Here is a 12,386-nt window from a genome sequence, read left to right on the forward strand (position 1 = left end):
TTGCTGCGAAAGCCGTTGTTGCGGCAAGCATCGAAGTGAGAAGAATTTTATTTGAATCCATACATCCATACCTTGGTTTGTCCTAAAATTAAATCCCTCTCGAAGTGCAGGGAATGTTTTTCTCGAGCAAAAGTGTTTTCGCTTGAAAACAAAATGAGTTTTGTTTACGGGGGTGTCCGGAAAGTGTTGAAATGTATTGTAAGGACCCTTGCGATTTGAAGAAAAATGTTATAGGAAACTCTCTTTTTTTGCAAAATTTTGGGGAATTGTGGACATCTTATCCATGCAAACTCCTTTATTAGGGTGAAAAATCGGGCTTTTAGGGGGTATTTTTGGGTAAGGGATGATATTGTTGGTGTAAAAACGGGAAAAAGAGGAAATTATGGGAACGAAGTCGTTACTATCCTTCTGTTTGGTGATGTCGGGCATGTCTCTGGCCGCGACGCAGGCAACCTTCTACGTGTCCCCTTCGGGCAATGATGCCGCAGACGGCTCGAAGGATGCTCCCTTCAAGACGATTACGCAGGCCCAAAAGGCTGTGCGTGCCATAAACGGCTCCATGACGGGCGACATCGAGGTGGTTTTACGCGAGGGCACCTACGTGCTTCCGTCAACCGTCAACTTCACGGAAGCCGATGGCGGCAAGGACGGCCACTATGTGCGCTACAAGGCCGCTGAAGGTGAACGCCCGCTGATTACCGGCGGTATGCCCATTACGGGCTGGACACTGCACGACGAAGCGAACAACATCTGGAAAGCCGAAGGTGTGGAAGGCCGTTTCCGCCAGCTTTACGTGAACAACCGCAAGGCGGTTCGCGCATGCTTCCCCAACGTGATTGCCGCAAACGAAAAGGGCAACGGCGGTTTCGACCACGATTTCGTGCGACTCACGAAGGTGGACTCTACGGGCCGCGCCTTTGATGTCTCTGCCGACTATGTCAAGAATATCAAGAACATCGAGGATGTCGAAATCCACCTGATGATTGCTTGGTCCGAAAACATCTTGCGCCTGGAGAAGGCTCAGGTGAACGGCGGTACTGCAAAACTCATTCCCAAGGACCCTGAACGCACCAAGCTGTTCCACCGTGCTTACCCGATGCTTGGTACCGCTTTTGCGAGTAACCCTCCCAAGCAGCAGGTTTTCTATCTCGAAAACTCCTACGATTTGATTGACGCTCCGGGTGAATGGTACCTGGATGAAAAGAATCAAACGCTTTATTACAAGCCCCGTGAAGGCGAAAGCATGGCGACTGCCCACGTGGTAGCGCCCCGTCTCAATACCTTGTTCAGCGTCTTGGGTAAAGATACCAAGAACAAAGTTGGTTACATGTCTTTCGAGGGTCTGACCTTCGCCCATTCCAACTTTACCCGCCCCAGCGAAGAAGGCTTCCTGGATTTGCAGGCGGCAAACTTCAACGTAGACGTGCTTCCGGATCCAAGTCGCGGAAACTGGGAAAAGCTGAACAGCAACAAGTATTTGCTGTGGCGCCCCGATGCGGCGTTCCGCGTTGAAAATGCCCATCATTTCTTGGTGCAGGGGAACGTGTTCTCGCAGATTGCGGCTACGGGCCTGGACTTTGTCTCTGGTACCAACGACGACATGATTCAGGGCAACGCCTTCTTCGAAATCGGTGCAGCGGGCATTATGCTCGGCAAGTTCTATCAGGACTCCACGACCGAAATCCACATCGCCTATAATCCCAGCGACAAGGACGAAATCAGCACCCGCGATACGGTCAAGAACAACCTGGTCACCAACGTGACGAACGAGCATCAGGGTGCCGTAGGTATTGGCGCCGGTTACCCCCGCTATGTGGTGATCGAGCATAACGAAGTCTCTTATACCTACTACTCCGGCATTTCCATCGGTTTTGGCTGGACAAAGGCTCAGACCGCCATGACCAACAACCATGTGAACTGGAACGAAATTCACCATATTGCCCGCCTGCTTTGCGACTCCGGCCCGATTTACACGCTGAGTAACCAGGGCACCGGTAGCGAAATCCAGCACAACTATATCCATGACAATGGAACCTCCAAGTGGGCCGACTACTGGAACGTGCCTATTTACCTGGACGAAGGCTCCAGCGGCTTTACCGTGAAGGAAAACGTGTTCAAGAATTCCCCTGCAGGCGTGGGCCAGAATCAGGCGGGTCAGAATAATCTCCAGCAGTCCAACAACTATTACAGCGACGAAGTCGTGAACAACGCCGGTATCGAAAAGTCCTTCCGTTATATCCGCGACATCAAGGATATTCCTGTGGCGGACTTCAGCAACACCGTGACGCAGGCCGCGTTCAAGGCCGTGATGAGTGTTCCGGGTATTGTGCAGGCCGAAGACTACGATGTGGGTGGTCAGAGCGTTTCGTATAGCGACAAGGACTTCGTGAACGAGGGCAACACCTACCGCGAAGACGGCGTGGACGTGGTGGGATTCGGTTGTGCCGATTCCGCGATGACGCAGGACTGCATGGGTTATGCCATCGGTTACACGCAGGCGGGCGAATGGCTTGAATACAGCGTGAATGTTGTTACGGCAAGCAAGTACGTGTTCCGTGCAAACGTGGCGACCGGGCTTGAAGGCGGCAGCTTCCGCCTGTTCCTTGACGGCAAGGCCGTTTCGGATACTATTCCTGTGCCGCAGGGCGAAGACTGGAATACCTATGCCACCATTGACGGCGAGACTACTGAACTTGCGAAGGGTGACCACGTTCTCCGTATTCAGTTTACGGGAAGCTATGTGAATCTGGACTGGATAAAGTTTGCGCTCACTGCCGAGGAACTTTCTCCCATTCGCCAGACGGATATGCGCCTGGGCCTCGGCGAACGCGGCTACGACGTGTTCGGCATGGACGGCAAGTTTGTCTGTAGAATCGAAGGCGTCGCGGCCATGGACGGGCTCAAGGCGGCCCTCTCCGCGAAGGGAGTGAACCCCGGCATGTACGTGATTCGCGGTCTCGATAGCAAGAAGGCCATTAAAATAAATACGGTCAAGTAAAAGCAGGGTAACTATGAAATCGTTTGGAGTAATGCTGGGCGCTTTCGCCTGTGTATCCTCGCTAACTTTCGCGTCGGCGGATAACCCGCTTACCCTCTGGTACAACAGCGATGCGGCGGGCGAATTCACGAACGCCCTCCCCATCGGCAACGGCTACATGGGCGGCATCATTTACGGTGGCGTCACAAAAGATATTATCGGCCTGAACGAGAGCACGGTCTGGTCGGGCGGCCCGGGCGACAACAACAAGCAGGGTGCGGCAAACCACCTGAAGGATGCCCGCGACGCCATGTTCCGCGGGGACTACAAGACTGCGGAATCCATCGTCTCCAACTACATGATTGGCCCTGGCCCTGCGAGCTTCCAGCCGGTGGGCGACCTCGTGATTACCACGTCGCATTCAGGGGCCACGAATTACCGCCGCGAACTGGACCTCAAGACGGCCATCGCGAAAACGACCTATACGAGCGGGGGAGTCAAGTACACCCGCGAATACTTCGCGAGCTACCCGGACCATGTGATTGTTGTTCGTTTGTCTGCAGACAAGTCGGGATCGGTGAGCTTCGGGGCGACCATGACAACCCCACATCGCAACAACAAGATGTCGAATAGCGGGAACACGCTCATTTACGACGTGACGGTCAATTCCATCAAGTTCCAGAACCGCCTGAACGTGGTGGCCGACGGCGGCACGGTCTCTGTCTCGAACGGGAACATCAATGTGCAGGGCGCGAATTCTGCAATGCTCGTGCTCACGATTGCGACAAACTTCAAATCGTATAATGACGTGAGCGGCGACCCGGGCGCCATTGCAGCCGATATCATGAGCAAGGTGAAGGGCAAGTCTTACGACGACCTGCTTGCGGCGCACCTGAAGGACTACCAGACGATTTTCAACCGCGTGAGTATCGACCTGGGTACTGCCGACGCGAGCGCAGGCGATATCACCAGCACCCGCGTGAAGAATTTCAATTCCACGAACGACCCCTCGCTCGTAGAACTGCATTACCAGTATGGTCGCTACCTGTTGATTGCGAGTTCGCGCAAGGGCGGCCAGCCGGCTAACCTGCAGGGCATCTGGAACAAGGACACGAACCCGGTTTGGGGCAGCAAGTACACGACCAACATCAACCTCGAAATGAACTACTGGCCGGTAGAGACGGCGAACCTCGGCGAGTGCGTGTGGCCGCTCATCGACAAGATCAAGAGCATGGTCCCGCAGGGCGAAAAGACTGCGAAGGTGCACTGGGGTGTTGACGAGGGCTGGGTGGAACACCACAATACCGACCTCTGGAACCGTACCGCCCCGATTGACGGCGCATGGGGCTTGTGGCCCTCTGGCGCAGGCTGGCTCAGCACGCACCTCTGGGAACATTTCCTGTTCAACCCGACTGACAAGGCTTACTTGCAGGACGTCTACTCCACCATGAAGGGGGCTGCGCTCTTCTTCGTGAACAGCCTTGTGGAAGAACCTGAAACCGGCCACAAGTACCTGGTGACGGCTCCGAGCGATTCTCCGGAAAACGACCACGGCGGTTACAACGTCTGCTTTGGCCCCACGATGGATAACCAGATTATTCGCGACGTGTTGAACTACACCATCGAGGCGTCCAAGATTCTTGGCGTCGACGAGGATGTTCGTGCCAAGATGGAGGCGACCGTCAAGAGGCTCCCGCCCACAAAGACGGGCAAGTACGGCCAGATTACGGAATGGTTGCAGGACTGGGACGACCCGAACAACAAGAACCGCCATATTTCGCACCTGTACGGCCTTTTCCCGAGCGCGCAGATTACGCCCGAAGAAACTCCCGACTTGATCAAGGGTGCTGGAGTTACGCTGAAACAGCGCGGCGACGATGCGACCGGCTGGTCTCTTGCGTGGAAAATCAACTTCTGGGCCCGCATGCACGACGGCGATCACGCCTACACGATGATCCGCATGCTCCTTACCCCGAACAAGACTTACAACAACTTGTTCGATGCGCATCCGCCGTTCCAGATTGACGGCAACTTCGGTGCGGTTTCGGGCGTGAACGAGATGCTCATGCAGAGCCATAACGGCAGAATCAACTTGTTGCCGGCATTGCCTTCGCAGTGGAAGGACGGCAGCGTCAAGGGTATCCGTGCCCGCGGCGGTTTCGAGATTGATTCCATGGCCTGGAAGGGCGGCAAGCTCACGTATGTTGCCATCAAGTCCGATGTGGGCCAGACGCTCAACCTGGTGAACGGCTCCAACAAGTTCACGACCGCGACAGTTCCGGGCAAGATTTACGAATTCGACGGCAATCTGAAACTCACGAACCAGCCGTTCGAACCGGTAACGGTTCCGGGCAAGATTCAGGCCGAAAGTTACATCGCGATGGATGGCGTGCAGATTGAAGATGATACTGAGGGAGAGCCGAACCTGGGGTGGATTAACGACGGCGACTTTAGCGAATACCTGGTGAAGGTCCCGACTGCTGGCGCCTACACGCTTACGGCCCGCGTGGCATCTGCCGCCGAAGCGAAATCTACCGTTACGGTGGTCGATTCTACCGGCAAGGTGCTTGCGACGTTTACGGTAGACCCCGAAAAGACGAAGGGCTGGAACGACTGGTATGAAACTTCGACGACAATCGCGCTAGAAAAGGGCGAGCAGAAACTCCGTTTCAATTACTCCGGCGAAAGCACTTACCTCTTGAATTTTGACTGGTTCAGCATTGCGAAGGGGACGGATGCGGTACCGGCGACGCGCCGGGTTGCCACGACGCTTGATGTGCGTCCGGTGCGGATGGCGCGAGCGCCCGTGGCTCTGATGGTGCAGTCGAACGGGGATTTCGAAGTGCGCCTGTATACGGCTAACGGGAATCTGGTCGCAAAAAGCCGGGGTAGCGGTGATGGGCTTGTTGAATTCGGCAAGAACGGTCGTCTGCTCCAGGGCACCTACATTGCTGTCGTTACCAGCGGAAATCTGCAAAAAACGCTAAAAATTCACGCTTTTTAGGCTGAAATAGAAAATTTTTTAGAAAAAGGGCGGTTTGTCTCTTGACAAACCGTCGTTTAAAATGTATATATGAAAATATGAATAACTGTTCATGTATTAAAAACAAAACTCATCGTCACGATGCTGTTACGGGAATCCAAAAGATGGACGTGTCTCTCGATACCCTTTTCGAACTTTCTGAATTCTTCAAGTTCTTTGGCGATACTACGCGCATCCGCATTATTCACCTGATGCTTTCGGGTGAAATTTCGGTGAACGAGATTGCCGAAAAATTGAACCTCGAACAGTCGGTGGTGAGCCACCAGCTGCGCATCCTCCGCACGGCGAATCTCGTGAAGCCGCGCCGCGAAGGTCGCAAAATTTTCTATTCGCTCGATGACGAACATATCGGGCTCATTTTCAATACGGGCCTCACGCACATTCTCCACAAGAAGGGAAAGTAGACATGGATTCCTTCGTCGATATCTTTAAGGTCTTTGTACACGAGTTTATCACGCTGTTTTCCGAGATGGCGCCGTACCTGCTGCTCGGTTTCTTGCTTGCGGGCATTTTGCACGTGTGGGTGCCTAACCACCTGTACGTTCCCAAGATTTCCAAATCGAATTTCATGTCGGTGCTGTGGGCGGCCCTGTTCGGTGTGCCGCTCCCGATTTGCAGTTGCGGCGTGATTCCCACGTCGATTGCTCTCCGGAAGGAGGGGGCGAGCAAGGGGGCGAGCGTGAGCTTCCTCATCTCGACGCCTGCGACGGGGGTGGATTCTATCCTCGCGACGTATTCGCTGCTCGGGCTTCCGTTTGCGATTTTGCGCCCGATAGCGGCGTTTACGACGGCGCTTTTCGGTGGCGTGCTCACGAATTTCGTTTCTCGCGGGGAAGATGCTGCGGCGCAAGGTGAGGCTCACCCCGAAACTATCGACTTTGACGACTGCGATACCGATCATCACTGCGGTTGCGGCCACCGCGACCCTTCGACGGGCTCAGGGACCGAATGCGTCGAACATGACCATCACGATCATTGCGGGTGTGGCGAACATGGCTGCGGTTGCGAATCACGCGATGTGCACCGCATGTCTTTCGGCCAGAAGGTTGTGGAAACTTTCCGCTACGGGCTCGTGAACATGGTGGGCGACGTGAGCAAGTGGCTGCTCATTGGCCTCTTGCTGGGCGCCTTGATTTCGGCATTTGTCCCGAACGAGCTCTTCCTTGCCCTGCGTGAATATCCGCTGCTCTGTATGCTTGCCGTTCTCATGCTCGCGATGCCGATGTACACGTGTGCGACGGGTTCCATTCCGCTTGCGCTTGCGCTCGTGGCGAAGGGAATTACTCCGGGGGCGGCCCTCGTGCTGCTCATGGCGGGCCCTGCGACGAGTATCGCCTCGATGCTTGTGGTAGGGAAGGCGTTTGGCAAGCGGACTCTCGTGGCATACCTTGTCTCGATTGCGGTCGGCGCGATTGGCTTCGGGCTGATTGTCGATACGTTCTTCATGGACACGTTCCTTGCGGCGATGCTCCCGCATGGCTCTGCGGAATGCCATGGTCACGGGGCGCTAGGCGTGTTTGACTATGTATGTGCGGGCCTGCTTGCGGCATTCATGATTTACGCGAAGTTCGGGCACAAAGGCTGCGGCTGTGGGCACGAACATGGTGGACATTGCGGGTGCGGACACGACCACGAAGGAAGCTGCTGCCACGACCACGAAGAGGAATGCGATGAATGCGTTCTCGTGACTTACCGCGTGAACGGCATGAGCTGCAGCCACTGCAAGGCGTGCGTCGAGAAGGCGGTTCGCGTGCTGGACGGCGTGGAATTTGCCGAGGCCGATGTCTCGAAGAAGGAACTTCGCGTGGAATGGCACGATGCGCACGATGTCGATGAAGGTGCGCTCAGGAAGGCGGTGGAAGAAGCCGGCTTCGAGTTCGGCGGGAAGGTTTGAAGAAAAGATGCCCGGCCAAGCCTGGCATGACGAGAACCTATTTCGCGCGGAGTGACGTTTATACTATTTCGCGCGGCTGGCGAAAATCTCGAAGTCTTCGGGAGTGGTGAGCTTGTCGTTCGCGGCGTTGCCCTTCACGATGTAGACGCTCTCGCCGAAGTATTCGAGGATGCTCGCCTCGTCGGTGGGCGTGAAGTTCAGGGGCTCTGCGGCGATGCGCGCGTAGAGCCTTTTCAGTAGCGCGATGGAGGCGGCCTGCGGGGTCTGTGCCATCCAGACGGTATTGCGGTCGATGGTGGATTCGACGCGCCCGTCTTTAGCAATCTTGATGGTATCGACGGCGGGCTTTGCCACAAGGCAGCTGCCCTTGGTTAGAAGCGTTTCGCACACGTCGCGGATGATTTCCCTGCTCACGAAGGGGCGTGCCACGTCGTGGACCAGCACGTATTCCGCATTGCTCGTAAGTGCGTTCACGCCGTTCTCTACGGACTGCCAGCGCTCCGCACCGCCTACGACAATCTTCATTTTGCAGGCGATAAGTTCGCCGAGCTTGCCGGAGTGTTCGCTGTTGAAAATTTCCTTTTCGAAATGATCCTTCCAGTCGGAGGGTACGGCCATCACGACTTCTGCGATTTCTTCCATCTCGAGGAAAGTCTCGAGGCTGTAGCGGTAGACGGGCTTGCCGCCCAGGAGCATCAGCTGCTTGGGAATGTTGCCGCCCATGCGTTTGCCGAGCCCTCCTGCGGGGAGGACTGCCGCGAATCTGCCTTTCAAGTTCTGCATGTCGGTAAAGATATAAAATTACGCTTCGCCGATGCGTAGCATTTTCAGGAGCGGGATTCCGGCTTCGCGGCTGTCGGCGAGGTTTATCTCGAAGTCGATGCTCCAGTCGTTGAATTCTTCCTCGTCCTGCAGCATCTGCTGTATGTGCATCACGTCGCCCTCGTAGGTCACGATGGTGTGGGCGAGTGCGCGACCTTCCACGTCCAGACGGAACTTGTGGTGCTCTGCCGTGTAGGCGGCCATAATCTCGGTGAGCATCGGCTCGGTCCACGGCTTGCCTTCGCCGTCCACGAGCATCTGGCCCTCTTCCAGGTCGTCGGCGAGGCTGTCGAGAACCGCGGCAAAATCCTGCTTCGCGAGGTTGCCCATAATCTGGAAGATGCGCTGGCGCACCATGCCGAGGAATCGTTTCTTGTCGTAGGTGATGTCAGCGGCGGCCTTGTCAGCACCGAAGGCCTTCTCTGCCTCGTCTTCTGCCGTGCCCGATTCCAGTCGTTTCTGGTAGTCCTCGGGGTGGGCCATCTTTTCCCATTCCTCCAGCAGGCTCGAGTCGGTGCGGCGTATCATGTCGCCGAGGTAGTCTTCCATCTCGTGGAGTTCGTCATTCTTGTAGCCGTCGGGCACCGTCTGGCTCAAAACCTTATATACGTAGTTGAGGTGCCGGAGCAAAATCGCTTCCATGCGCTGCAGGCCGTACTGCTTCACGTAGCCGCTGAAGGTGCTGAAGTTCTCGAACATCTCGCGCACGATGCTCTTGGGTTCCACGTTCACGTCGACCCACGGGTGCTGTTCCGCAAACTCGTTGTACGTGCTGTAGATAAACTCGCGGAGCGGCTTGGGGTACTCGACCTTCTCGATTTCTTCCATGCGCTGGTTGTATTCCATGCCCTGCGCCTTGAGTTCGTCGAGCCTTGCGGTGCGCGCCTTGTTCTGCTGGATGCGCAGAATCGCCTCCGGGTTCTCTACGATGCTTTCGCACAACGTAATCACGTCGAGCGCGTATTCCGGGCTTTCGCTGTCCAGTTTCGGGAGCGTATCTACCAGGTAGAGCGAGAGCGGCTGGTTCATCGCGAAGTCGTCTTGCAGGTCCATGTTCACGCGCAGGTGACTGTAGCCCTCGGCTACGGGCTTCACGAACTCCACGATGTTCTTTTCCACCAGGCTTCGGAAAAGCTGGAAGGAGCGGTGCTGCAGCTGCTTCTTGCTCGCTGCACTCTCGTGGCAGTCCTTGATGAGCGTGCGCATCGCCTTGCAGCCGTCGGTCTCGCGGCTCAGGATATTCAGGAGCATCCCGTGATCTACGCGGAAGCTCGAGGTGAGCGGTTCGGGCTGCGCGTCAATCAGGCGCTTGTACGTGCTCTCGTCAAAGGGCACATAGCCGTGCTCGGGCGGTTTGCGCTTCTGGAACTTCTTCCCGGTCTGGCGGCTCTTCGCTTCGAGTTTCAGGTTCTCGATTACATGTTCGGGAGCCTGCGCCACCACGTATCCGATGTTGTCGAATCCCTTGCGCCCTGCACGGCCCGCAATTTGGTGGAAATCGCGTGCGGTTAATATCGCGGTCTTGTCGCCGCTGTACTTGCAGAGCTGCGTGAAGAGTACCGTGCGTATGGGGACGTTCACGCCCACGCCGAGCGTGTCGGTGCCGCAGATGACTTTCAGTAAGCCTTGCTGTGCGAGCTTTTCGCAGAGGATGCGGTACTTGGGGAGTAGCCCCGCGTGGTGCAGGCCAATCCCCTGCTTGAGCCAACGCTTGACATCGGGACCGTAGGGGCTAGAGAACCGCACTTCCTTGATGGCTTCGTTTATCTTGACCTTCTCTTCCTTGGTGCAGAGGTCGAGACTCATAAAGTTCTGCGCATTGCTTGCCGCAGCCGCCTGAGTAAAGTGAACTACATATACGGGTGCCTTGCCCTCGTTCACGAGCTTCTGCACCTCGGTCGAAATCTCTGTGGTGCTGTAGCTGAAATCGAGTGGGACGGGCCTCTGCGAGGAACGGACGGTAACCGACTCCCGCCCGGTATGCTTTGTCATCTCGCGTTCGAAAAATTCAGTTGCGCCGACGGTCGCGCTCATCAGGAGGAATCGAGACTGCGGGAGCGTCAGGAGCGGTATTTGCCAGGCGACTCCGCGTTCGCGGTCGGAATAGTAGTGGAACTCGTCCATCACTATATCGGTAATCGTGAGTTTCTCGCCTTCGCAGAGCGCCATGTTGCTTAAAATTTCTGCGGTGCAGCACAGGATGGGGGCGTCGCGGTTCACGGTCGCGTCGCCGGTAGAAAGCCCCACGTTCTCGGGCCCGAATTCCCTGCAGAGTGCCATCCACTTCTCGTTCACGAGCGCCTTGATGGGGCAGGTGTACACGCTCTTGCGGCCATGCGCGATGCTGTCGAAATGGAGCGCGAGTGCGACCATCGACTTGCCCGAACCCGTGGGTGTATTCAGGATAACGTTCTTTCCGTCCAGAAGTTCGAGGATGGCCTCTTCCTGCGCGGGGTAGAGCGTGGTTCCGCGGGACTGCGCCCATTCCATGAATGCTTCCAGGATGTCCTCGGAAGCGGGCGCGGTGCGGCCTCCTGCCGATTTTGTGGCGAATCTTGCAATGAAATCCTTGAGTGTGGCCTTGTTTTGCTCTGCCATAATGCGCAAAGATAGTTCTTTTGTCCCGACTGTAATTTTAAGATTTCTATTATTTTGAAAAAATAAAAGGAACCTAGCATGAAAGGAATCGTTCTCGCCGGGGGCTCCGGCACAAGGCTCTACCCGCTGACCATGGTCACCAGCAAGCAGCTCTTGCCGGTCTACGACAAGCCCATGATCTACTACCCGCTTTCGACCTTGATGCTTGCGGGCATCCGCGAAATCCTCATCATCTCGACGCCGACGGATTTGCCGAATTTCGAGCGCCTGCTGGGCGACGGTTCTGCGATGGGCCTGAGCCTCAGTTACAAGGTGCAGCCGAGCCCCGATGGCCTGGCGCAGGCGTTTATCCTGGGCGAGGAATTTATCGGTAACGACTGCTGCGCGATGGTGCTGGGCGACAACATCTTCTACGGCAACGGCTTTAGCCCGCTTCTGAAGGCTGCGGTGAAAAACGCCGAGGAGAACGGCCGCGCGAGCGTATTCGGTTACTACGTGGAAGACCCGGAACGCTTTGGCGTGGTGGAATTCGACAAGGCAGGTAAAGTAATTTCTGTGGAAGAGAAGCCGAAGGAACCCAAGAGCAACTACGCGATTACGGGCCTCTACTTCTATGACAACCGCGTGAGCGGATTTGCGAAGGCCCAGAAGCCGAGCGCTCGCGGTGAACTCGAGATTACCGACTTGAACAAGACGTACCTCGACAGGGGAGAACTCGACGTGAAACTCCTGGGCCGCGGCTTTGCTTGGCTCGATACCGGCACGATGGACAGCCTGATCGAAGCGGGCGAGTTCGTGAAGATGATCGAGAACCGCCAGGGCATCCAGATTTCCGCAGTGGAAGAGATTGCCTACGTGAACGGCTGGATCAGCAAAGAAAAACTGCTCGAGTCTGCCGCCAAGTACGGGAAGTCTCCCTACGGTCAGCACCTGCGCAAGGTCGCCGAAGGGAAAATCAGGTACTAGTTCAAATTTGAAGTAAAAATCCCGCTTTTTTGACCAAAATCGCCAGTTTGGCTATTGACAACTTATCCATGCGAACATGCTTTTCG

Annotated in this window: 7 protein-coding genes; 5 read left to right on the plus strand and 2 right to left on the minus strand. The window is 55.9% G+C overall.

The features are described 5' to 3' along the window. Nucleotides 1-382: 382 nt before the first annotated feature. The 4 genes from B4A77_RS02600 (at nt 383) to B4A77_RS02615 (ending at nt 7,914) form a co-directional block, all read left to right on the plus strand. Nucleotides 383-2,998 carry a carbohydrate-binding protein gene (locus B4A77_RS02600; RefSeq protein WP_290738029.1) on the plus strand — a complete coding sequence of 872 codons (2,616 nt, stop codon included), beginning with the start codon at nt 383-385 and terminating at the stop codon, nt 2,996-2,998. 13 nt (nt 2,999-3,011) lie between these two features. Continuing rightward, on the plus strand, nt 3,012-5,981 hold the full coding sequence (locus tag B4A77_RS02605) for a glycosyl hydrolase family 95 catalytic domain-containing protein (RefSeq protein WP_290738031.1): 2,970 nt from the start codon (nt 3,012-3,014) through the stop codon (nt 5,979-5,981). Between the two features lie 143 nt (nt 5,982-6,124). Beyond that, the gene (locus B4A77_RS02610; protein ID WP_290726132.1) at nt 6,125-6,424 is read left to right on the plus strand and encodes an ArsR/SmtB family transcription factor; all 300 of its coding nucleotides are present in this window, start codon (nt 6,125-6,127) and stop codon (nt 6,422-6,424) included. Nucleotides 6,425-6,426: 2 nt separating this feature from the next. After that, complete coding sequence (locus B4A77_RS02615) at nt 6,427-7,914, plus strand: SO_0444 family Cu/Zn efflux transporter (protein ID WP_290738034.1); 1,488 nt, start codon at nt 6,427-6,429, stop codon at nt 7,912-7,914. 63 nt (nt 7,915-7,977) lie between these two features. On the opposite strand, the gene ispD is transcribed toward B4A77_RS02615, so the two are convergent. Then, complete coding sequence (gene ispD / locus B4A77_RS02620; RefSeq protein WP_290738037.1) at nt 7,978-8,697, minus strand: 2-C-methyl-D-erythritol 4-phosphate cytidylyltransferase; 720 nt, start codon at nt 8,695-8,697, stop codon at nt 7,978-7,980. A gap of 18 nt (nt 8,698-8,715) precedes the next feature. Then, a complete protein-coding gene (locus B4A77_RS02625) occupies nt 8,716-11,334 on the minus strand; it encodes a DEAD/DEAH box helicase (protein WP_290738040.1) in 2,619 nt (872 codons plus the stop codon). 78 nt (nt 11,335-11,412) lie between these two features. On the opposite strand from B4A77_RS02625, the gene rfbA reads away from it, so the two are divergent. After that, entirely contained in the window at nt 11,413-12,300 is an 888-nt protein-coding gene (gene rfbA / locus B4A77_RS02630; protein WP_290738043.1) for a glucose-1-phosphate thymidylyltransferase RfbA, read from the plus strand. Nucleotides 12,301-12,386 lie beyond the last annotated feature (86 nt).

The sequence above is a fragment of the Fibrobacter sp. UBA3718 genome, assembly GCF_002371935.1.
In the GTDB taxonomy this organism is placed as follows: Bacteria; Fibrobacterota; Fibrobacteria; order Fibrobacterales; family Fibrobacteraceae; genus Fibrobacter.